We start from the raw sequence: 23,937 nt of genomic DNA on the forward strand, positions 1-23,937 counted from the left end.
TAGGTCTTTATAATCATTATACACCCATGCAAAATTCCCACAAACCCCTTCGAACTATTTTTCGAAAAAAATACGAGGTGTCACTGTGACACCTCATATTTTTGATAGAGGCTGGCGGTCCATTTCGTGTGGGGGCTGCTGCTTAAATTTTTGAGCAGGCCTTGGATGATGGCTGGGCTTAAAGCAGCACCTCTCAGATGTCCTGTAAGCAGCTCCAGTGATTCCAGCAGGATCGGATCGTCGATTTCATTTATTTTTCGCATCAGGACTTCCATTAGTTGTTCTTTTGTTGGAGCGATCCTTTCATGCACGGACATCGCGAAGAACTCCGGTGCTAATACGGGAATGGCAGCGTGCCGGGCGAGAATTTCTGTTTTTTCCACCAATGCCGTACATAGTTCATGTAAATCAACAGATGCGTGATCAATGAAAAATAATTCACCGTAATTTTTTACAAAGCCCTGAATGACAAAGACCAGATCAGCGCGCATCTTACTATTGGTTTGCGGAAATTGCCGTTCGATGATCGAAAAGACCACTTTCGTTAAGTGGGCATGATACACCAAAATTCGTTCAATCAATTCAGGGTTAAACATCGCAGATAGCTCCTTGATAAAAAGCTTTGCAAAATCAGCATGTCTTTCATACGCACGAAAGAACACGAAATAATATTGATATAATAGATCGCCAGCATGCTGATCGTCATTGACTGCACGTTCAATCTCAGCGGCAATAGTACTCATAAAATGGTCGATAATACTTAAAATCAATTCATCCTTCGATTTAAAAGAAAGGTAAAATGCCCCTTTTGAAATGCCGCATTTTTCTGTTATTTGCTGAATGGATGTGGCTTCAAAGCCATTTTTCGCAAATAACTCCAGCGCCTTCTCCATAATCATTTGTTTTTTCACGAATCCAAGTCACTCCACTCTTATCCTTTGTTTGACACATGACTGATTAGTCATTAGTATAGGTAATTGAATGGTACAAGTCAATTAAGGGCGGGTGTAATAGTGAAAGGTCTAGTTAACTTTGTCTTAAAGAATAAACTGGCTGTATGGTTATTAACCATCATCATTACAGTTTCCGGGATATATTCTGGGACACGAATGAAGATGGAGTCGATCCCGAACATCTCCATTCCTTATCTAATCGTGATGGGAGTCTATCCAGGCGCCACTCCTGAGCAAGTGATGGAAGACATCTCGATCCCGATGGAAAAGGCGGTCGAGGGACTTGAAGATGTGAAAAATGTTTTTTCCAGTTCATCATCGAGCGTCTCGCAATTGCAGATTGAATATGAATACGGCATCGATATGAATGAGAAAAAACGGGAGCTCGAGGCCGCGCTTGATGGCGTGAAACTCCCCGAAGATGCACAGGAGCCGGTGATTACGGCGATCAGTATGAATATGATGCCGGTCATTGCCTTATCAATTAGCTCTACGAAAGAGAATATCGTGGAATTAACGTCCACGGTTGAAGATATTCTTTTACCGAAAATCGAAAAGATTGATGGCGTGGCATCGGCAACGATTAACGGACAGCATGTGAATGAAGTAGAATTCACCTATAATGAAGAAAAAATGGCCCAGCTTGGTCTGACAGAAGACAAAGTGAAGGAAATGATTCAGGCCAGCGACATGGGATTATCATTAGGTCTCTATGAATTTGAAACTGGCAAGGAAGCCATTTATGTCGACGGCAAGTTGAAGTCGGCGGCTGAGCTGAAGGAAATGCTCATTCCGGTCACACCGAGTGCGGCACATCCCGCACCATTTGTGAAACTGGGTGATATCGCTACAATTAAAACAGTCGGGAAAGTAAAATCTGTTTCCCGGACAAACGGCGAAAATGCAATATCGATTCAAATTGTCAAAGGGCAGCAGGCGAACACGGTGACAGTTGTCAATGCCGTGAAGGATTTAATAAAGGAAGAGAAAGCAAAAATTGACGGGCTCGTCATTGATGTCACGCTTGACCAAGGAGAACCGATTGAGGAATCTGTTTTTTCCATGGTTGAAAAAGCGTTATTCGGCGGATTGATTGCTGTCTTAATCATTCTCTTGTTCCTGCGTGATTTCAAATCGACGATTATTTCGATTATCTCGATTCCAGTTTCGGTATTTATGGCCTTATTGCTGCTGCACTGGCTCGATATTACGTTAAACATCATGACATTAGGCGCGATTACGGTGGCGATTGGACGGGTGATTGATGACTCGATTGTCGTCGTCGAGAATATTTACCGCCGTCTCCATTCAAAAGAGGAAGTCTTGAGCGGGCGCGCTTTAATTCGTGAAGCGACGATTGAAATGTTTAAGCCGATCCTATCCTCTACATTAGTGACGGTGGCAGTCTTCGCACCGCTGATTTTTGTCGGCGGCATGGTCGGCGAATTATTCATGCCTTTTGCTTTAACGATGACCTTTGCCCTAGGCGCGTCATTAATAGTCGCGATTACGATCGTGCCTACCCTTTCTCACACTTTATTTCGGAAAAAATTGTACGGTGAGAAAACGAAGAAAAAACATAAAGGTGTCGGCGAACTCGCGCAATGGTATAAGTTTATTTTAGAAAAAGCATTAAACCATAAAGTCATTACCTCCACGATTGCGATTGTGCTCTTGGCCGGTTCCTTAGCGTTAACGCCGCTGATCGGTTTTTCCTTCATGGGTTCCGGGGAAGAGAAGGTGATGTATTTAACGTACACACCAAGAGCCGGTGAGCTTAAGGAAGAAACCTTAGCCAATCTGGAACAAGTGGAACAGAAATTAATGAAGCGTGACGATATTGATATTTTACAATTATCGGTAAACGATGCTGCAAGCGGCGACACGATGATGTCGATGGCCACAGGCGGCCGCGACGGCGCTTTAATGTACTTGATTTTTGACAAAGAAATGAAAAATTTCCCTGAGGCTAAAGAAAAAGTCGAGAACTATCTCTTTCATTTGGATCAGTCGGGCAAGTGGTCGACACAGAACTTCTCTGCCATGTCGATGGGCGGCAATGATGAAGTCAGTTACACCTTATACAGTGAAGACCTTGATGATTTAAGCACAGCCGTTAAACAAGTGGAGTCAGCTTTAAAAGATGTGAAAGGCTTGAAGGATGTCACATCAGACTATGAGGACCCGTACATTGAGCACTCATTCAAGGTGAACCAGCAGGAGCTGCTGCAATATGGTTTAACCACGGCGCAAATTGTCATGGCATTAAACACTTCATCGACACCTGAAGTCTTGACGACGGTTGAACATGACGGCGACGAGGTGAATGTCGTGGTCAAACGGAAGGCAAAGACAGATGCGAAATCCGTAGAGGAATTACTGGCGGCGGAAGTGAAAACAGCGATTGGGACGACGATGCCGCTGTCTCAGTTGGTTGATGTTCAAGATGGAACGACTTTAAATACATTAACCCGCTCCCAAGGCGAATATTATGCAACAGTTTCCGGAACGATTACCGATGATGATATATCCAAAGCAACCAATGCGGCCGATAAAAAAGTAGAGAAGCTTGACCTGCCGAGGGGCGTAACCACGGGTGTTGAGGGTGTCGCAGCAGATATGCAGGAAACCTTTAAACAGCTTGGGATCGCGATGATTGCGGCAATCTTGATTGTGTACTTCATCCTTGTTGTGACATTCGGTGAAGGTCTGGCCCCATTTGCGATTCTCTTCTCGCTGCCGTTTACCGTGATTGGTTCCTTTATTGGGCTGTATCTCACCGGGCAGACGATTTCCGTGTCGGTGATGATGGGAATGTTAATGTTAATTGGGATTGTTGTGACGAATGCGATTGTCCTTGTTGACCGGATTATCCACATGGAACGCGGAGGACTTTCCATGCGTGAAGCGATTTTGGAAGCCGGAGCAACCCGGCTGCGCCCGATTCTGATGACAGCAATCGCCACGATTGGCGCGATGCTGCCAATGGCGATTGCCGGAGGCGGCGGCGGTCTGATTTCCCAGGACCTTGCCACAACCGTCATCGGCGGGTTGTTCAGTTCAACCTTGCTGACATTGGTGATTGTGCCAATTGTGTATGAAACGCTTTCGAAAATGCTGAAGAAGAATCGGAAAGACATAGAGGAGAATTGAATTAATAAAGAGCGGGGCGTCGTAGTGGCGCCCCGCTTTTGAAAACGAGGGGACGGTTTTTGCGTTTCCCTAAATTTCCCCAACGGATAGGTTTTGGGATTCCAGGTGCTTAAAGGACCCGTGAAGCTTGGCTTCACTCTGAGGGAGAATGAGTTTGCCGGGGAATTGTTTGGTGGTGCCTGGCACCAAAAATGGACATTTATCCATATGGGGCGGACAGTGGGGACAGGTACTCTGTCCCTGTTTACGTTTCAAATCTTCTGTCTCATTGCAAACACAATACACAATTCCATTATCGTTTTAATTTTTTGCATCCATTTCCACTTTTCTTCCTATGTAAAATGCTTTTTCAGCAACCATAATATTTTCTTTAGCGGTAATCTCAGTTGGCACCAACTTCAAGACCGCAGTTTTGCTGCCCAATGATGATTGATATCTCTCTAGGTGATTGGCCGATAATGGGGTCTTATAATACTGCGGAACATACTTTTCTAAAAGCTGTTGCATGGCCGATGTCGCCTCAGTTAAATCATCCACAATCTCTACTTTTCCAAACAACATCACACTAAAATATGCCGTATCTGTATTGGCGGGAGTAGGATCGGTCATCGTACCATAATTCTCACTCAAAACAAAAGTAGCATTTGCATTTCTTTGTAACATATCGATTTTCCTACCCGTCGTTGCACCATGAAAATAAATATTTCCTTCATGCCACACATAATTTAATGGTACAATATACGGCATATCTTCAGCTGATAAACCTAAATATCCAGTCTGTGTTTTTAAAAGAAATGAGTTTACTTTTTCCTCATCCAGACAAATTCTTGCCGCCATTCTCATAAAAATTCCCCCTTGAAATCTTAAATATCTGTATATCCCTCTATTGAAGTATTATTTTATTTTACCTATAGATATATTAACTCTGTAGTTGGCATATTTGAGTATTTCATCAAGTGTATTATTTAAAGCCAATTGATCAGAGATGCTGGTTTTAATCATATAGCAGCCTTCACCACTTATACGATAAGCTTCTTTTATATCCGGATTTTCTTTTATGTATTTTTGAAATTCAAGATGATGATTTGATTTTAAAAAAATCGTTATAAATGCCTGTATACTCTTTCCAAGTTTTAATTCATTTATTGAAATAGTGTATTGCTCAATAATCCCCTCATCTTCCATCCTGCGAATTCTATTCCCCACTGCCTGGCCTGTCATATGAATCGATTCTCCGATTTCCTTCCAAGGTATTCGGGAATTTTCTCTTAATATTTCAAGAATTTGAAAGTCAATTTCATCCATGCCCATTCCCCCTCAAAGACTGTAAAGATTTTCTAATTGTATTGTAAATGATTCGAAGCGAGATTAGTGATAAAAATTCTTTCATCATGAAACAAAAGGGCGAAAATCCTTTTCGTCAGACTCTGTTAGTAAAAATGTAAGGAATATACAATAAACTGGAAAAGAACTTTACGAGGAGAGAAAATCTATGCAGATTCAATTAATACGCCATGCAACACATCTGATTACGTATAAAGGTCTAAAATTCCTTTTAGACCCTATGTTTAGCGGCCAAGGAACACTTGCACCTATTACTAATGCCGCTAATCAGCATCTTAATAATCCTTTATCTTCACTGCCGCTCAGTCTGGAGGAGTTAACAGGGATTGATGCCATCATTGTTACACACTTGCACTGTGATCATTTTGATGACGCTGCTATTTCGATTTTACCAAAAGATTTACCATTATTTTGTCAGCCTGTAGATGAGCGATTTATCAAAGATAAAGGATTTGAACAGACAATAGCAATAGATGGGGGAATTGTTTGGCAAGGGGTTGAAATAATCCGAACAGAAGGGAGACACGGTCATGGTCAGCTGGCAGAAGCAATGGGGGCTGTTTCCGGATTTATTTTAAGAGCAAGTGATGAGCCAACCCTATATATTATCGGGGACAGCGTATGGTATTCGGAAATAGGACAAAATTTTAAACAATTTGCTCCTGATGCTGCCATTGTGTTTGCAGGTGAAGCGCGTTTCTTAGAAGGTCTTCCGATTACAATGGGGATTGCGGATATTGAAAATATTAGACAGACTTCACCACATACGCAACTAATTATTTCCCATATGGAATCTTGGAATCATTGCTTATTAAAGCGCGAAGAAGTTAGAGATTATATAAGGCAAAACCAATTAGAAAATACAATTTCAGTGCCCGAAAATGGAGAAATTATTGGCATTAGATAGAGGGATGGTTGAAATTCTATAACGGCTTCTTCAAGAGGCGGGACACATCATCCAGATTAGCCTATACTCCATTGGCGACTGTAATAAATTATCAAACTAAGGAAAGCCTTGAATCACAAGAAAGGACGCTTTTGCTTACTTATTTCGGCAAAGCGCCCTTTCAGAAAACTTGAATTAAGAAAGATTAATAATGATCCTCCGTATCTGTCCCCATTTTGTTAATGAGGATTTTATTGAAGTCCATATTTTAGTATCAAAGCATTTAAAGGGTTAGTAGATAGATGAGAGACGAAATTATTTATTTAACAACGAATCAAGTGATAGCTATCAATACAGTACAAATTCGCTTATATTCACCTCAAGAGACTATTGGCGTAAAAGACCCTGCACTGCTGGACACTAAGCTTAACCGACCGAAACAATCCGCATTTGGTCAAGATGCCTATCCAACCATATATGAAAAAGCAGCTGCACTATTTGAATCCATTGCTAAAAATCATGCTTTCCACAATGCAAATAAAAGAACAGCCCTTGCTTCACTTATTATTTTTTTGAAAATAAATCATTATAGATGGACATAGAATAACTAGAATATGGACTCAGAGCCTAGACGACTTAATTTTGACCTCAACTAGCTATCCGATAGTTAATAATAAGTAGTATTAATCAAAATCATTTTCTTGTTCAACTTTTAAAATTCTTCCTGTTTTTGCAACAATCTCAACTTCGAAAATTCTGTTATCTGGTGTTAAAATGAAAACTTCATAAACTAAAACACCATTTTCTAAATCCATATCTACGTGTTGAATTTGTCCAGGTACACGTTTAAGTGCAATTTCTTGTGCCTGTTGCTTCGTAATTCTTTGTCTATACATTGGGGCTTGGGTGCCATGATAAAAATTTTCATACACTTGGGAATTTCCTCCTCGTTAAATGTTTATCCCCTTATCTATATGTATTAGACAAACTATGAGTGAACTTAATGACCTTTATTCTTCAGGAACTCTGCTTCTCTACATTTAGAAGATCAACCATAAAGTGATTACTTTTTAAAAAAATAAAGACGTTATACTTTGTTGCTGTTTACTGCACCCAATTTATTGGAACGCGTGTGGCTGCATGATTGGATAATCAGGGAGGAATTCAAAAAAGCCATTAGAGAACCGCTTCAGCTCTAATGGCCTTTTTACATTGTAGAATTTTGCCTCATATCCGTTTTTCTTTTTCAAAAATTCAATCCTAACTGATGGCGTCCATTTGCTCGTGAGCGCGCAATTCTGTCTGTCGCTTCTGCATGAGAACCATAAAGAAATTTAAAATCGGTCCTCCTAAAAAGACGGTTAACACGGTTCCGAGACCGATTGGACCGTTAAAGAGGAAGGCTAGTGTTAAGGAAACGAGATAAATCAAGGTTCTGGAGAAGAGAATCCCTTTTCCCGTCAACTCCCGGATGACCAGCATTAAATGATCGAGTGGTGCTGGCGCAAGATGGGTGTATAGATAGACAGCCGTACCCAGCCCAAGGAGAATCACGCCGGTAAGGAAACAAACCAGTTTACTTAAGACTTGTTCAGGCACGATGAAATAAGGGAGCAAATAGAGCCAAAAATCAATCCCAATACCAGTGACAACAGCCGTCAGCAGTCCGATAAATACAGGTCTTTGTCTTTTTAAAACCGCAATCATCAGGATGATGATCAGGGCAAGGATGATTTCCCAACTCCCCACTGTCAATCCAATCGTGCGAAACAGCCCAACCAATAGCGCATCATAAGGAGATGCCCCCAAATCGGACTGAATCGTGAGCGCAATACCCAGCGTTAAAATGAAAATCCCCGTTACATATTGAATATATTTCATTTTTCGACCCCTTTTGCAGGCAGTTCTTTTACCATTAATATATGCGGGATGCCGGCGTCCATAAAGACGTCTGACGCTGTGCGATAGCCAAGTTTTTCATAAAAACCTTCTGCCTGCGTCTGCCGGCACACGCTGTCCTTGATAAACACTTCTTTTCTAATATAAAAGGCTTTTTCTAAATCTTTCTCTGTTGTAATTCTGATTGAGTCCACAGTTTTGCAGCCCTTTCCATTATTATCGTTGAATAGTATATAAGATGGTGGTTGGATTGTACAGCATTCGCATGGTGATTCATGACAACTATCCAATCCTTTATGATACGAGATTAATATATTTTTATATTGACAGGAAAAATTGATCATGTTATTATTATCTCGAGTTAAATATAATTTAATTAAAGATAATTTAAAACAATGTTTTTAAAGTTAGCATATTTTTTATTTTTTTGAATATATATCTTGAATTCAAGATAACAAAAACCAAATTGGAGGAATTTAAAATGAAAAAATGGACAGTAGACCAAACACACTCAACAGTAGGATTTGAAGTAAAGCATATGATGGTATCAAAGGTAAAAGGCCAATTTGAATCTTATACAGCAGATGTAGCAGCTGAAGATTTAACGGATCTAACCACTGCAGCTATTGCCTTTAAATTTGATGTAGCCAGCATTAACACACGTAATGACGATCGCGATAATCACTTAAAATCAGCTGACTTCTTTGATGCTGAGAATAACTCTTCCATAGAGTTTAAATCTACTAATATCACAAAAGATGGCAGCGACTTCAAGGTAACTGGCGACTTAACGATTAAGGATGTCACGAAACCAGTAACATTTGATGTTGAATTTGGCGGTAAAGGTACAAACCCATGGGGTGTAGAAGTTTACGGATTTGAAGCAGCAGCTAAAATTAACCGTGAAGAATTCGGTCTTACGTGGAATGCAGCACTTGAAACAGGCGGGGTACTTGTGGGAAAAGACATCAAAATCAAAGTTGAATTAGAACTCAACCCAGCAGCAGAATAAGTACAGTTTTCAAAAAGAATACTGATAGGATCTACTATATATAGCCTTGAAAAGCCATTAGAGAATTGTTGGAGCTCTAGTGGCTTTTCTTGTTCGTTTCATTCAGACCGATTGTTCGATAAAGTTTGAAGTGTTACCGTGACATCCTGAATTTTGTTGTTGGAAAAAATTAGGGAAACGGGGGAACCGTCCCTCTGTTTCACTGTGCCGTGTAGCCCCCGTCCATGACAACGGCCTGTCCGGTGACTCCTTTTGCTTTGTCGCTTGCCAGGAATAAAGCATAGTCGGCAACTTCGCGTGTGTCCAATAATCGCTTTTGCGGGATTAATGGCAAGAGGATCTCTGCTAACACATCTTCTATAGGAATACCGCGGGTGTTGGCAAGGTCCTCCATTTGCCCGCGGACGAGCGGGGTATCGACGTATCCTGGGCATAGGGCGTTGACGGTGATTCCGTATCGTGCCCCTTCTAGGGCGGCGACTTTGGTTAAGCCGATTGCTCCGTGTTTGGCGCTGTTATAGGCCGCTTTACCGGCGAATCCAACGAGACCGTTAATTGAGGCAATATTAATAATACGCCCGAAGCGTTGTTTTTTCATAAGAGGGAAAACGCTTTTTGTCAGGATGAAGGGGGCTGTCAGCATGATTTTGACCATCCGTTCGAACATCTCCGTGGGGAAATCCTCCAGCGGTGATACATGCTGCATACCTGCGTTGTTCACGGCGATATCAACGCGCCCGAATGAGTCTTGGGCTGCCTTCACTAAACGCTGCAGCTCCTTTTCACTTGTGACATCCGCTTTGATACTGCTGCAATCGAGGCCTGACTCTTGCAGGGTTCCTGCCGCTTCCCTTACTCTTTCCTCATCGATGTCTGAAAGCATAACCTTCGCACCATTCTCCGCAAATAATTTCCCAATTTCAAATCCAATTCCGCTTGCCGCCCCGGTAATAATGGCAACTTTGTTTTTTATCATCCTCGTCCCTCCCCTATCTATTGTCGTACCATTCTGTTAAAAACAAGCCCTTCTATTAATATATTCAGCAGCTAATCGAGGATGCCAACGAAATCCCGCAGGTAGAACTCAATAATATAAATTTCGATCCTATCAAAAAAAGCACGCAACAAAAAAGCGGGGCATCACAGTGACACCCCGAAATAAAGTATTGGAAGAAATTAGGGGAACGGGAGAGCCGTCCCCTTGTTTTTCTTGTACAGTTTGTTTTTGCTGCTCAGTACCTCGTAGCAGCTTGCTTTTTCGGTGCAGTAAAGCGATTCTTTGTCACCGAGACCGAGGATGCCGAACATGCATAGACTATCGTAAAAAAGGTCATGGACCTTTTTTTGCAAAGTACGGTTAAAGTAGATTAATACATTTCTGCATAGAATGACATGAAACTCATTAAATGAACGGTCTGTTACGAGATTATGCTGGGCGAAGACAATATTTTTTGTTAAAAATGGATCGAACTTCACCCCAGCACGCGTCACCGTATAATAATCGGAAAAAGACCTTTCCCCGCCGGCAAGCAAATAATTATTGGTGTATTGCTTCATCTTTTCCAGCGGAAAAACCCCTGTTTTGGCAATTTCCAGCACATTGGCATTAATATCGGTCGCATAGATTTTACTTTTCTCATACAAGCCGGCTTCATAAAGCAGGATCGCCATCGAATACACTTCTTCCCCGGTGGCACAGCCTGCATGCCAAATCCGGATCGATGGATAGGTCCGTAACATTGGAATGACTTTTTCTCTAAACACCTTGAAGAAAGGCGGGTCACGAAACATCTCTGTTACATGGATCGAAAAGCCGGCGATTACCCTTTGTAAACAGGCAGGGTCGTGGAGCAGTTTATCGAGAAGTGCCGTAATGCTCGTTAATCCTTCAGCATGAACCGCGTGCCACACTCTCCTTTGGATGGAACAATCGGTATAGTTGCGAAAGTCATAACCGCACCATTCGTATAACCCCTGCAATAACAAATCAAGTTCAATTTTTTCTAAACGTTGTTTCATCTCATTCCGCTGTTCCGATATCCCTTCATCCTTGGAATCGTACATTTGCATCCATCCCCTTTCGCCAACTAAAAAATAACCTCCTCTTGTCAAGAGCGAACGTTCACCAAAACGAGGGGCGTCACAGTGACGCCCCTAAATTAAGGGTTGGAAAAAATTAGGGGAACAGGAGAACCGTCCCCTTGTTTTTCCCGTGTTTTTCGTAGAGCCAGACTTTGACTAGGGAGATGAATCGGTCGGGTTCGATCGGTTTGGTGATATAGTCTGAGGCGCCTGCTTCCATGCATTTTTCACGGTCTTCTTTCATCGCCTTGGCTGTAATGGCAATGATAGGAAGTTTCTGGAACAGGGGCATTTCCCTTATTTTGCGGATGGCTTCAAATCCATCCATTTCCGGCATCATAATGTCCATTAAGATCAGATCCGTATCGGGATTTTGCTTCAGTTGTTCAAGGCCTTCACGGCCATTTTCGGCAAAAACAGTTTTCATGCCATTGAGTTCAAGAATATTGGTTAAGGCGAATACATTTCGGACATCATCATCGACGAGCAGGACCTTCTTCCCCTTCAGAACGGAAGCGAAATCCTGACATTCTTTCGCGGGACGGTTGGAGACGGTCTGCTGGCTGCCTTCATTTAAATATAATTGCAGCTCAGCTTTTAAGCGCTCCGGTGAATGCTCGTTTTTGATGATGATTGTGTGCGCGAACTTACTGAGCTGGAATTCCTCTTTAGACGTTAGGTCGCGCCCTGTGTAGATAAACACTCTTAAATTATTTTGTTCATCGCTTCCCTTTACCTTTTCCAATAATTCACAGCCGCATGTATCGGCTAACCCTAAATCTAGGATTAAACAGTCAAAGTGGTTAACCTTCAGCTGCTCCATTACCTCACTGCCGGTAGCAACGGCTTTCATAATAAAGTCCATATCGCCAATCAGTTCCATTATACTATTGCGCTGCTTCAAATCATCATCAACGATCAAGAGCCTTTTAATATGCCTGCTGTCTGCGGCAGGGTGCTCCTGAGTTTCGCTGTCTTCTCCCGGATTCAGTTCTGAGTTCACGTTCAAAGACGCACTGTTTGCCGCTGCAGTCTCTGCATGGTTTAACATTGGCTCTGTTCCGCTTTTCCCTTCAGCTTTTGCCGCTCGTTCTTCTCTTCTTTCGGGCACATCCCCATCAAGTTTCGCTGGCACTATGACCTCTGCCCATGAGGAAGGGGGCGCTTGTTCAGGATCATTCGCTCCTGCTTCCACAGCCGCCAGTACACTGCTGTCAAGGTCAGCAACATAAAAGGTAAAGGTGCTGCCTTTTCCTGGATGGCTTTCAACTTCTATTTTTCCGCCAAGCAATTCGGCGATTTGCTTGCTTATCGACAATCCCAGTCCGGTACCGCCGTATTTACGGCTGGTGGTGCCATCTGCTTGCTGGAAGGCATCAAAGATCAGCTGCTGCTTCTCTTCAGAGATTCCTATTCCCGTATCTTTCACAACGAATGCCACCATCGGCCGCGCGCCTGCTCCGCTTCCCGTTTGCGGATGGAGGCCAATTTCCAATCTGACTTCACCCTGACTCGTAAACTTAAAGGCATTGGATAATAGATTTTTCAATACCTGTTCGACGCGGACTTCATCACTATAAAGGAAGGCAGGGACATTTTCATTTACTAAAATCGTAAACTTTACATTCTTTTGCTCCGCAACATGTCTGAAATTAGACTCAATAAAATCAGCAACATCCTTGAGCATGACTTTTCCAGCATTGACGGTCATTTTCCCTGACTCAATTTTGGCCAAATCAAGCAAGTCATTGATCAGGGATAACAAATCGCTGCCGGAGGCAAAAATCGTTTTCGCATATTCCACTTGCTTCGTTGTCAGATTTTTATCCGGATTATCAACTAATAATTTCGATAAGATTAATAAACTATTTAAAGGCGTACGCAGCTCATGCGATATATTGGCAAGAAATTCAGATTTATATTTTGAACTTAAGGTGAGCTGCTGTGCTTTCGCTTCCAGTTCGGCACGCGCTTTTTCCAGCGCCTGATTCATCCGCTCAAAGCGGCTGTTTTGTTCCTTCAAGCTTTTCGCTTGTTCTTCAAGCTCTTTATTGGTTTGCTCCAATTCCTCCTGCTGCATTTGCAGCTTTTCCTCCGACTGGCGCAGCGCCTGTGCCTGTTCCTCCAGCTCTTCGTTTGTTTCTCTTAATTCCTCCTGCTGGTTCTCCAGTTCCTCTGCCTGTGCCTGAATTTCCTCCATTAACGTCTGCGATTCTCCCAGCAGTTTCGCTAATTGAATTCTACTCATGACACTTTCAAGAATGACACTAACGTCTCGCGCCAATTCTTCCAAAAAGATTTTCTGCGTTTCACTGTATGGTTTGAATGTGGCCAATTCTAAAACAGCTTTTACTTCTCCTTCAAAACAAATCGGCATCACATAGAGATTCAGCGGTGTGGCCGCGCCTAATCCTGATGTAATCTGCACATAATCGGAAGGAACATTTGTCAGGATAATCGGTTCTTTTTCCAAAATCGCCTGCCCGATGAGTCCTTCACCTGGGCGAATCGTATTTATCCCATGCTTCCTTTCCTGAAAAGCATAGGATGCGGCCATCCGATAAAGAGGCTTCCCGTTTGGTTCCTCCATATCCTGCACATAAAAAACGGCATGGCTGGATTCCACTAACGGTACCAGCTTGGAAAGAAAGGTACGCCCCAATGTTTCTACATCATGTGTCCCGCTTAACATGGCCGTAATCTGAGCCAGATTGGTTTTCATCCAAGTCAGTTCCTGTTCCTTTTGCTGCTGCTGCTCTAACGTTTCTGCCATGAAATTAAACGACTCCGCCACAGTATCCATTTCATTATTGCCGCTGACTTGAACCCTTGAGCTTAATCCGGTTTTTCCCGTGGCAATACTGTTCATGACACTTGACATCGACTTTAACCGGCTGGACATCATACCAATATTTCGCAAAAGGATTCCGGTAACTAAAATAATAACAGCTGCTAACATCAACTCTGCTGCCAGCAGCCCTTTGCGGAAATCTTCGACCATATTCTTCAGCGCTGTCCCAAGATTAGCATGAAAGGTATTGGTAATATCCGTTACACCTTGACTAAACTCCGATTGAAACGTAACAGCACCTTCATTAATGAGCTGCGCGGCTTCCGCTTTTTTATTTTCTGTAACCAAGGCAATGACCTGATTTTTATGATGATTATATTCAGCATTCGCACTTTCCAAGGCCAGTATCAGCTGCTTTTGTTCCGGCGTCTTGATAATCGCCTCTAATTTTTTTAGATCCTGACTGATGAGTTCACTATTTCCTTGCAGAGAGGTTATTTCTCTCTGTATCGCCTGCTCATCCGTATAAATGATGATATTCCTCAGCTGAATTCCTTGATTTTTCATTTCCCCGCGAATTTCCCGCGCTAAATTTGATGCTTCATAGCTGTTTTTAACTGATTTGCTTGCTCTATCCAGATGTACATTTTGATACCAGGCAAGAAAAAGGCTGACCACAAGAAGGGCTGGCAAAGTGCTTATCGCGAGCAATAGTTTCGTTCTAATTTTCATAGGCCGTTCCTCTCTTAGGAAATTTTTCTTAATAGAATGGGATAAAAGACCATTAATTAAACAGCCTTTCCCCCTCTTTAATGCAGGTATCATATACAAGAGCCATAGCTTGCACACGGTCTGTTACCTTTAGTTTTTGTAAAATATGTGTGATGTGATTTTTGACGGTATGTTCACTGATAAAAAGCTTTTCTGAGATTTCTTTGTTGCTCAATCCATCAATAATGAGCTTAAAGACGTCAAGTTCCCGCGAGGAAATACCGTATTCCCGCTTGATATAAAGGATGGCACCTTCCTGAATCTCTTGTCTCAGAATCTTGTCCTGGCTCTGATAAAAGCCCCACTCCTTCATGCTGCCTTGAACCCTATCCGGATTTAAAGGTTTGCTTTCGATTTGATTTCCATTGGCTAAAAACCGTTCGAAGTCTTTTGCCAGCACAGGCGGACTGAATAGATAGCCCTGAAATTGCTGGCAATGGTACAACTTGATCATATTCAATTGTTCCTCTGTCTCTACTCCTTCGGCAATGACCGACATCTTTAGATTTTTTGCCAGAGAGGTGATCGTTTCAATAATAGCGAGGCATTCATGATTTTGGGCTGAAAGATCACGGACAAAGGATTGATCAATTTTGATCGTATCATACGGAAAAAGCCGTAAACAATTTAAGGAGGAATATCCGGTTCCGAAGTCATCCAGACTAATCTTAATCTTCATTTTTCTAAGCTGCTGCAGTGTTTCCGTAATCATTTGTTCGTTTCCTAAAATAACGGTCTCCGTGATATCAAACTCTAACAATTGCGGGTCAACCTGTGTTTCTGTGAGGATCTCCCGGATATGTTCGGTGAGATTTTTGTGCAAAAATTGCTGCGCCGAGAAATTAATCGCGACCGGTACCGGTGTAAACCCGCTCTTTTTCCAGAGATTGATTTGCTCACAGACTTTCTTCAGCACCCATTCACTGATTTTCACTATCTGCCCAGTCTCTTCCGCGATCGGAATAAATTGCCCCGGAGAGACGGTCCCCCATTTGGAATGATTCCATCTTAACAGCGCCTCTGCGCTCGTGACCCTGCCCGATTCTACGTCAACGCGAGGCTGATACACAATGGTGAGTTCCTCTCGTTCAACTGCCTTGTATAAGTCGTTCTGCAGTAAAAAGGTTTGATAGGATTGTAAATCCATCCCTGAATGATAGATTGTATATTTGTTCTTCCCCTGCTCTTTGGCACGGTATAGCGCCGTATCGGCATTTTTGACAATGGTAAACAAATCTTCGCCGTCATATGGAAAAATGCTCAAGCCGATACTCGTTGTGATATAGAGTTCATAGTTATTGATGAGAAACGGCTCTTTGAATGCATTGATGATATTTTCGGCCACCTCGAGCGCCTGCTCCCTGTCCGTGTCCGGAAGCATAATATTGAACTCATCGCCGCCGACTCTGGCCACAAAATCATCTTTCCTGACGCTGCCCGCCAGTCTTTGTGCTGCTTTTTGCAGGAGCCGATCCCCGACAATATGACCCAATGAATCATTGACATATTTAAAGCGGTCCAAGTCCAAATAGAGCATGGCCAGCGGTTGGTGCATATTCTTGGCGTGATTAATATGCGACAGTAATTTATCATGAAACAGTCTTCTGTTAGGCAGATCGGTTAAGCCGTCATGAAAGGCCATGTGTTCAATGATGCGGTTTCGTTCGACCAGTGCATCGGCCTGGTGCATTAGTTGGAGCTTCATCCGATAAATTTCTACAAAACCGTCGACTTTTGCTTTTAAAATGATCGGGTCAAATGGTTTCGTAATATAGTCAATCGCGCCAACGGAATAGCCCATAAACACATGCTCAGCATCCATACTATTTGCTGTAATAAAAAGAATCGGGATATTTTTCGTTTTTTCACGTGCCTTGATGATTTTAGCCGTGCCAAATCCATCCATACCCGGCATCTGTACATCCAGCAGTATGGCTGCAAAGTCATATTTTAATAGATATTTCAGCGCCTCTTCCCCTGAGGAAGCTTTAATTAATTGGTAATCATCACGCTCAATAATAGCCTCTAAAGCTAGTAAATTTTCAGGTCTGTCATCTACTAAAAGGATATTCACTTTTTCAGCCTCGACCAGCGGCATTCATTACCCCTCCCTTTGTTTTAGGCGTAAGTATCCATAATACTAGAATAACATAAAACCTTCACCAGGGCGGCGGAAAGTAATGCTAAAGTCAGATTCCAAAAGTCACAGCGGATTTCAGGGACAGCGGATGGAGGACTTTAATCAATTTGGCTCTTTTCTCTTCACTCATGATGAAGGTAAGACCGTATTGAAATCCTTCCTTTGTTTCATTTTTCCAAGCGATGCTGCCTTCAAGCTCGAAGTGTTGTTCCATGATTGCCGTTTCGAACTGAAAGACAATATCAGGCCGGATTGGCAGGTGCATCGCAGTGAGGAATCGCATTCCCCCCGGTCCGATATTCTCAATTAAAACTCCCGTTTTCCCTAAGGAAACCTCTTTCTCCTGAATCGAAGTGATCGTCATCTGCGCACTTAACGGTTGCGGCAGGTCAATTCTGTAGTATTTTCTTCTATTGTCCACCTTCAACTTGGTCGTCGAATAGCTTGGTTTAAGAATGGTCTTTTGCAAAAGCAATTGGAAATTTTCTTCCGGTACCGGCTTACTGAAAATATAGCCTTGAATCTCGGAGCATTCCTGCTGCTTTAAAAAAGTTAATTGCTCAACCGTTTCAACACCTTCGGCAACAATATTCATGTCCATGCCCTTGGCCATAAAAATCAGTGATTTTATAATCATTTCTACGTCGGCTTGCTTCGTGATTTGACTGACAAAGGATTGGTCAATTTTTATCGTATCAATCGAGAAATCCTTGATATGGGACAGCGATGAATATCCTGTGCCAAAGTCATCGAGGGCAATTCTTATCCCCTTAGCCCTTAAAAATTGAAACGCTGCTTCTACCGCCTTATCATTCTGCAGCAAGGTAGTCTCCGTAATCTCCAATTCAATCAATGAAGGGTGAATATGGTTTTCTTGCAAGGGATCAGCGAACGCCTTTCTCCAATTATTCTTTAAAAAGCGATGGGCTGTAATATTAATGGAAATCGGCACAAGAGGGAGATTTCTCTCTTTCCAACCAGCCATATATTGGCACACCTGTTTCAGGACCCAATCACCGATTTCATTGATGAACCCGGTTTCCTCGGCCAGCGGGATAAATTCCCCTGGTGAAACGATGCCCCAGACTGGATGCTTCCAGCGCACTAACGCCTCAGCACTGACAATTTTTCCCGAAAAGGCATCTACCCTCGGCTGAAAATAGACCAGCAATTGCTCGTTTTCAATTGATTTCCTTAAGTCCCTTTCCAGCTCAAACTGCTTGTATGTCGTAATATTGACCGTGGCAGAATACACTTGATAGTTGTTTTTGCCGTTGGCTTCGGCACGGTATAGAGCGATACCACTGCTCTTTAGCAGTTCGTCAAAGGTGGTACCGCCGGAAGGATAGGAGGTAATCCCAATGCTGGCAGTTAAATATAATTCAAAATCATCAATCATGAAAGGCTCCCGCAGCCGCTTCAGAATGTTCTCCGCTAGTATTTCCGGAGCATCAGATCGCGGATAATCCCATAGGATCACGCCAAATTCATCTCCGCCAATTTTCGCCAGAAAGGAAGATGGATGTAACAGATCCTGGATTCTTGGTCCGACTTGCTGCAATATTCGATCTCCGATTGAATGGCCGAGCGTATCATTTATATTCCGAAACCGGTCTAAATCCATATGAAGAACAGAGAATTTCTGCTTTGTTCCTGAAAATCTTTTAATCAACGACCCTAGTTTCCGTTTAAACAGCTCGCGGTTGGGCAGCCCGGTTAAAGAACAATAATAGGCTAATTGTTCAATGGATGCTTCATATTCCCTCTGCACCGATGTATTGGTGACCATTCCATCTGTTCTGCTAGAACGGTCTGCTTCATCCACGATATACTTCGTAATATTTTTGGCGATGGCATATATTCCTTTTACCTGCAAATCATTTCCCATGATCGGGATATAATTGATATCAATATATTGCCGCTCCCCGACACAATTTAAATCAACTGCTTGGAAACGCTGCGACTGCCCGTTCATGGCTAGGTCATAATAGGGCTTGCGCTTTCCTTTATATTCTTTTTTGATATATTTCTCATAATTGCTTGTCAGGTGCCGCTCTGAAAAACCAAACATGCTTTCAACTGCAGGATTGGAATAAATCACTTTTCCGTTTATGCCTACGACAATAACGGCATCCGGATGATGATCAAATAATGTTTGAAATTTTCTTTCATCAAGGTAGGACAGATCATCAGATGATATAACGTAGTCCATTCCCTTAGAGCCCTTTCCTATTGGTACTAAGAATGGGAACCTGCCCATTGTATTCCTCCTTCCTATAGATATTCGATTTAGCCGGCTGCCTTATCGATCGTCCTTCCATTAAAAGTATCCATGAATTTATTAAGAACGATCGTTCAGCAAGCTTCAGGCCGTCACAGTGACTTTACCCGATAATTTTGTCGTACACTCTGCTGCTATGTTTCGCTTCTTCCAATTCTGTTAGTAAGTGATCGTTCAATATTTTAAGATAGGTTCCTTTCATGCCCAGCGATTTGGAATCGACCAGACCGGATCCCTTTAGCTTGCGAATAGCGCTCACCACAATGGAGCGGGAAATCGAAAATTGCTCAGCAATTCTTGAAGCGACTAACAGCCCTTCTTTTGCCTTCAATTGATTTATCACACATTCTACCGCTTCTAATTCACTGTAGGACAGCGAGCTTACGACCTTATGCGCCAGTCTTTGACTGCGGACCTCTTCTTCCGCTTCTTCGTTTAATAAATGAAGCATTTTTATACCAACGATCGTCGCACCATATTCTGCAAGGATCAAATCTTCGTCATGGAATGAGTTTTCCGATTTGGCGATGACCAGGGTTCCTAAACGCTTTTCTCCCCCAACAATCGGTACAATGGTCATGAATCTGCTTTTTAATAAATGAAGCATTTCCACAGTCGAATGGTCTTGATCCATATCAATAGAATTCGTTTCTCTGAATTGAAGCAAGGAATCTATATATTCTCCAGGAAGTTGGCGCTTCGCAAGAATTCGCTCTAATGGTTCACTTTTAAACAGATTTTCAGCATACCCCAGCAATCTGCCCCGGCGGCTAATAATAAAGACATTCGCCTTCAGACTGTCACTAACTATCTCCGATATTTTGTCAAAATTAATATACTTACCAGCCGATTTTTGTAATAACGCATTTATCTCTCTTAAATTTGCTAATAATTCCATTTATTTATCCTCCTAAAAAATCAGTAATCGTGTAACAACCGCTTCAACAATTCAAATTATTTATATTTTTATTGTGGCGGAAACAGGAGGGAAAAGGTATCACCATCTATTCTTATCCTTAATAGGAATCTATTCCTATTTTTATATAGGACATTGTACGCATCAAAAAAGCAGGAAGGAATCCACTCTCTTTCCGCAGTGAATTCCTTCCTGTTTCGCTGTTATTCCGGCTGTTCATACGGTCAGTCAGGGGCCTAGACCAATTAAGCACGCCTCACTTGCTTGCCGCTCTCTATTTTAGTGCCTTCAAATCCGCAACAATTTCTTCAAACGGAACATCTAAGCCGTCATAGCCTTTAACAATCATTCCATCTTTATCAATCAGAAAAATTTTCGTGCTGTGAATAAATTGATCGGTCCCTTCTTCCTTTTCAGCCAGCGTTTTGAATGCCTTGGCCAAGGCTCCGACCTCTTCCTGCTGGTAGCCGGTCAGGAAATGCCAATGGGAAAGATCTGCCTCAAACTTCGCGGAGAATTCTTTTAACACAGGAGGCGTATCGCGCTCCGGATCGACTGAAAAGGATACAATCGTATTATCCAGCCCCGCTTCCTTCAACTCCCGCTGCACCTTCGCCATATTGGCCGTCATCGGCGAGCAAACCGTCGTACAGTTCGTAAACACAAAATTAGCGAGCCATGCCTCTCCCAGCAAATCTTTCTTCCCGATCTCTTCCCCGTCCTGATTCACATAATTAAAATCAGGCAGCACCCAATCATACTGCGCTTGAAAGCCTGAACCGGCTTCTCCACTGCGCGGCGCCTCTGTCTTCGATTGCCCGCCTCCGCATGCAGTCAAAAGCAGGGCAGCGCTTAACAATATAGATAGTAAAATTCCCTTTTTCATTTCGTCACATCCTCAAAAAGTACGTTCCTAAACACTTTACTGACATAAGAATAGGATATCATCTGCACCCTCTTTAATCGGTGAGTTATGTCACAAAACAAGCTCCAGCAAAAATCAAATCTATTATGCCCAGCCGCTCCAGATAATATTCCTCAACCAATCTAGCATTATGTTAAACTTAAAACATGGGGACGGTTCTCGCGTTTCCATAATTTTTTTCAGCCCCTTAACTGCGTTAATTTCAGGGCGTCACAGTGACTTTAGGAGGAGAAGTATGAAACAAAAGATTAGAAAGAGAAGAATGGTGGCGGTTACTTTGTCGGCGGCATTGGCCGGCAGTATTTTTTCACCAATCAATACATATGCTTTAGGCGGCTTTGACTTACATACAGCAGTAGTTCAAACGGCAATTAATGAGTACCAGGCCATGCTTGCACCTGGTGTGATGGAGAAGCATTATACATTTACAGGGAGAGATGGGAAGAAGATTGAGAGTTTTGTCATCGATGTCGATAGGCAAACGCCCAACCTATCCATACAAGCGGGAACACCGAATGATGGCACAGCCTTCGGACTTCAGCCAGTAAGACAACAGGCGGCAAGTGCGGATCGGGAAAATCATAGAATCATAGCGGCCGTAAATGCGGACTTTTTTAGTTTGGCGACCGGCGAACCGGTGGGAATTGTTTACAAGGACGGGCAGGCGCTAAAGGTGCAAAACAGCATCATCCCTCATTATTTCTTTGGGATCACAAAAGCGGGAGCAGCTGTGATCGGAGGCAGTGCGGAATATGAAGCCATCAAGGATCAATTGCAGGAAGCCTCAGGCGGCAATGCCATTCTTGTAAAAGATGGGCAAGTGTATCAAACGCCGAAAACTGGCGGGGACGTAGAACCCCGTACAGCAGTAGGAATTAAGGCGGATGGCGATGTATTTTTTGCCGTTTTTGACGGGCGCCAGGAGCCCTATTCAAGCGGGATTTCCATGCCGGATTTAGCTCAGTTCATGATCGATTTGGGCGCTGTGACGGCGCTGAATCTTGATGGCGGAGGTTCTTCTACTTTTGCCACACGTGAACTTGACGGCAATGGGATTGAAATTGATAATTCACCGTCTGACCGTTCGGAAAGAAACGTAGCCAACAGCTGGCTTATCGTGAACGAAGCACCATCCGACCAAGTTTTCCATAACGCTTATATGGAACCATATGATGAGTCATTTACTCCGGGATCAACCATTACGTTCAGCGCTAAAGGGAGGGACCAATCATATGCTCCCGCTCCCCTGCCGGCATCCGGTTTAACTTGGGAAGTGGAGGATCCATCCTTTGGTTCGATTGACGAGAATGGAACCTTTATTTCTAGTGGAAAAACTGGCCAATTCCATATCCTATTAAAATATCAAGGAACAGAAGTGGGAAGATCCATCATCGAAATGGAAAAACCGGATACGATGTATTTCAGTTCACCAGAATTGACGATCGCCCGCAACAGCGAAAAGCCTTTGAATTTAATCACTCAGTTTCAAAAACGAGATGTAAAGTGGAATGCGCAGGATATCGAATTTGACATTCCAGCAGGAATGGGAACCATTGATGAGAATGGGGTTCTGCACACAGAGGGTCAAAGCGTCTCCGGAACGATTACCGCCCGGTTGAAGGGAACAAACCTGGCAGCGCAAACGAAGGTTTCCGTTGGGAAGCTTCCAGAGGTTCTCTTTGACTTTGAAAAATCGCTCTCGGGTTGGAAAACCACAACGGCAAATCGCGGGGAAATAAGCAGTTTAAGCCAAGCCGCCTCCCCGGCACCTGTACAATCAGGCAGCCGTGCATTAAGGATTGATTTTGATTTTACTAGTGCGCAAAGAGGTGCCACACTTGGTGTTTATGCCGGTCCTGGTAAAGCCATTCCAATCGAAGGCGATCCAACAAGTATTGGCATGTGGGTTTATGGTACTCCGGAAGCTCAAGGCTATTGGCTGCGAATGATGATTGTAGATGGAAATAATACAAATCAGACTCTGAACCTGACTTCAGCGGTCAATTGGACAGGCTGGAAATATGTGAAGGCGGACATTCCTGCATCCTTTACCGGACCTTTTAAAATACACGGCACTCAGACCATCCGCTTGATGTCCACTAATTCAGGGACAACAGGACCGATGACAAAAGGCAGTCTCTATGTCGATAACATTCGTGCCGTGTATGGGGAAGAGGATGATAATGGGGAAGCAGCAGGTGTGCAGCATTCTTTTACCGATGTAAATGACCGTTATGCAGAAGCGGTTAATCATTTATATACGGGCGGAATGGTAAATGGAATGAGCCCAAGTGAGTTTGGTACTTACAATAATATTACCCGCGGCGATGCAGCTGTGATTATCGCTAAGTTGATGGGATTTGATACTGAGAATGCTCCAGATGCTGGATTTACCGATTTAAATCCCCGCGTGAAAGGCGCCGTAAACGCGATGGCCGCTAAAGGAATTGTCGCAGGCGTGACAAAAGACCGCTTTGCCCCGCAAGAGACGTTATCACGCGGTGCCATGGCCAAAATGCTGGCACTCACATTTGAACTTGGGGATCAAGCTGTCGCAACGCCTTTTACCGATGTCGACGGCAGTGTGCTGAAGCCATATATTGAAGCACTGTACGGAGCAAAAATTACAACCGGCAGAACGCCGACAACCTACGGCACACACGAACCCATCATGCGCGGCGATTTCGTGAACCTGCTTTATAAAGCCAATAAGTGAAACATGGGGAAAACAGGGGGTCGGTTCCTCCGTTTCCCTAATTTTATCCAAATCTAGAACTGTGTTAG

Annotated in this window: 17 protein-coding genes and 1 pseudogene; 5 read left to right on the forward strand and 13 right to left on the reverse strand. The window is 43.1% G+C overall.

Annotated features, from left to right (window positions below):
- Positions 1–80: 80 nt before the first annotated feature.
- Positions 81–911, reverse strand: coding sequence for a TetR family transcriptional regulator (locus tag HNR53_RS17235; RefSeq protein ID WP_184528296.1), 831 nt, complete (start codon positions 909–911; stop codon positions 81–83).
- A 102-nt stretch (positions 912–1,013) separates the two neighbouring features.
- Here HNR53_RS17235 and HNR53_RS17240 point away from each other — a divergent pair, with 102 nt between their 5' ends.
- Entirely contained in the window at positions 1,014–4,106 is a 3,093-nt protein-coding gene (locus tag HNR53_RS17240) for an efflux RND transporter permease subunit (protein WP_184528297.1), read from the forward strand.
- 300 nt (positions 4,107–4,406) lie between these two features.
- Here the strand turns inward: HNR53_RS17240 and HNR53_RS17245 are convergent, their stop codons facing one another.
- Together HNR53_RS17245 and HNR53_RS17250 are read right to left on the reverse strand one after the other, a co-directional pair.
- Entirely contained in the window at positions 4,407–4,949 is a 543-nt protein-coding gene (locus HNR53_RS17245) for a pyridoxamine 5'-phosphate oxidase family protein (protein ID WP_184528299.1), read from the reverse strand.
- Positions 4,950–5,000: 51 nt separating this feature from the next.
- Positions 5,001–5,417, reverse strand: a complete 417-nt coding sequence (locus HNR53_RS17250; protein WP_184528301.1) for an Lrp/AsnC family transcriptional regulator — start codon at positions 5,415–5,417, stop codon at positions 5,001–5,003.
- A 181-nt stretch (positions 5,418–5,598) separates the two neighbouring features.
- Between HNR53_RS17250 and HNR53_RS17255 the strand changes: the two genes are divergently transcribed.
- Both HNR53_RS17255 and HNR53_RS17260 read left to right on the forward strand, forming a co-directional pair.
- Positions 5,599–6,357 (forward strand): MBL fold metallo-hydrolase, encoded by a 759-nt coding sequence (locus tag HNR53_RS17255; RefSeq protein ID WP_184528303.1) that lies wholly within the window; start codon positions 5,599–5,601, stop codon positions 6,355–6,357.
- A 281-nt stretch (positions 6,358–6,638) separates the two neighbouring features.
- On the forward strand, positions 6,639–6,938 hold the full coding sequence (locus tag HNR53_RS17260) for a type II toxin-antitoxin system death-on-curing family toxin (protein WP_184528305.1): 300 nt from the start codon (positions 6,639–6,641) through the stop codon (positions 6,936–6,938).
- 81 nt (positions 6,939–7,019) lie between these two features.
- On the opposite strand, the gene HNR53_RS17265 is transcribed toward HNR53_RS17260, so the two are convergent.
- The 3 genes and pseudogenes from HNR53_RS17265 to HNR53_RS17275 form a co-directional block, all read right to left on the reverse strand.
- Complete coding sequence (locus HNR53_RS17265; RefSeq protein ID WP_343065353.1) at positions 7,020–7,268, reverse strand: PepSY domain-containing protein; 249 nt, start codon at positions 7,266–7,268, stop codon at positions 7,020–7,022.
- 328 nt (positions 7,269–7,596) lie between these two features.
- On the reverse strand, positions 7,597–8,217 hold the full coding sequence (locus HNR53_RS17270; RefSeq protein ID WP_184528307.1) for a YczE/YyaS/YitT family protein: 621 nt from the start codon (positions 8,215–8,217) through the stop codon (positions 7,597–7,599).
- Positions 8,214–8,339: pseudogene (locus HNR53_RS17275) on the reverse strand (GNAT family N-acetyltransferase); the annotation flags it as partial. The pseudogene HNR53_RS17275 and the gene HNR53_RS17270, both read right to left, overlap by 4 nt.
- Before the next feature lie 377 nt (positions 8,340–8,716).
- Here HNR53_RS17275 and HNR53_RS17280 point away from each other — a divergent pair.
- The gene (locus HNR53_RS17280; RefSeq protein WP_184528309.1) at positions 8,717–9,247 is read left to right on the forward strand and encodes a YceI family protein; all 531 of its coding nucleotides are present in this window, start codon (positions 8,717–8,719) and stop codon (positions 9,245–9,247) included.
- 199 nt (positions 9,248–9,446) lie between these two features.
- Here HNR53_RS17280 and HNR53_RS17285 read toward each other — a convergent pair whose 3' ends face one another.
- From HNR53_RS17285 to HNR53_RS17315, 7 genes are all read right to left on the reverse strand, one after another.
- Complete coding sequence (locus tag HNR53_RS17285; RefSeq protein WP_184528311.1) at positions 9,447–10,223, reverse strand: 3-hydroxybutyrate dehydrogenase; 777 nt, start codon at positions 10,221–10,223, stop codon at positions 9,447–9,449.
- 200 nt (positions 10,224–10,423) lie between these two features.
- Positions 10,424–11,317, reverse strand: a complete 894-nt coding sequence (locus HNR53_RS17290; protein ID WP_377802002.1) for a CheR family methyltransferase — start codon at positions 11,315–11,317, stop codon at positions 10,424–10,426.
- Between the two features lie 106 nt (positions 11,318–11,423).
- Positions 11,424–14,852 (reverse strand): response regulator, encoded by a 3,429-nt coding sequence (locus HNR53_RS17295; protein WP_184528315.1) that lies wholly within the window; start codon positions 14,850–14,852, stop codon positions 11,424–11,426.
- A 52-nt stretch (positions 14,853–14,904) separates the two neighbouring features.
- Positions 14,905–16,989: an EAL domain-containing protein gene (locus HNR53_RS17300; RefSeq protein ID WP_184528317.1), complete on the reverse strand. Its 2,085-nt coding sequence runs from the start codon at positions 16,987–16,989 to the stop codon at positions 14,905–14,907.
- A 91-nt stretch (positions 16,990–17,080) separates the two neighbouring features.
- Positions 17,081–19,291 carry an EAL domain-containing protein gene (locus HNR53_RS17305; RefSeq protein WP_184528319.1) on the reverse strand — a complete coding sequence of 737 codons (2,211 nt, stop codon included), beginning with the start codon at positions 19,289–19,291 and terminating at the stop codon, positions 17,081–17,083.
- A 124-nt stretch (positions 19,292–19,415) separates the two neighbouring features.
- Positions 19,416–20,210, reverse strand: a complete 795-nt coding sequence (gene codY, locus HNR53_RS17310; RefSeq protein ID WP_184528321.1) for a GTP-sensing pleiotropic transcriptional regulator CodY — start codon at positions 20,208–20,210, stop codon at positions 19,416–19,418.
- Positions 20,211–20,502: 292 nt separating this feature from the next.
- Complete coding sequence (locus tag HNR53_RS17315; RefSeq protein WP_184528323.1) at positions 20,503–21,114, reverse strand: SCO family protein; 612 nt, start codon at positions 21,112–21,114, stop codon at positions 20,503–20,505.
- Between the two features lie 274 nt (positions 21,115–21,388).
- Between HNR53_RS17315 and HNR53_RS17320 the strand changes: the two genes are divergently transcribed.
- Positions 21,389–23,869 carry a phosphodiester glycosidase family protein gene (locus HNR53_RS17320; protein ID WP_246439648.1) on the forward strand — a complete coding sequence of 827 codons (2,481 nt, stop codon included), beginning with the start codon at positions 21,389–21,391 and terminating at the stop codon, positions 23,867–23,869.
- Positions 23,870–23,937: the final 68 nt, after the last annotated feature.

The organism is Bacillus benzoevorans, from assembly GCF_014207535.1.
GTDB classification, from domain to species: domain Bacteria; phylum Bacillota; class Bacilli; order Bacillales; family Cytobacillaceae; genus Bacillus_BD; species Bacillus_BD benzoevorans.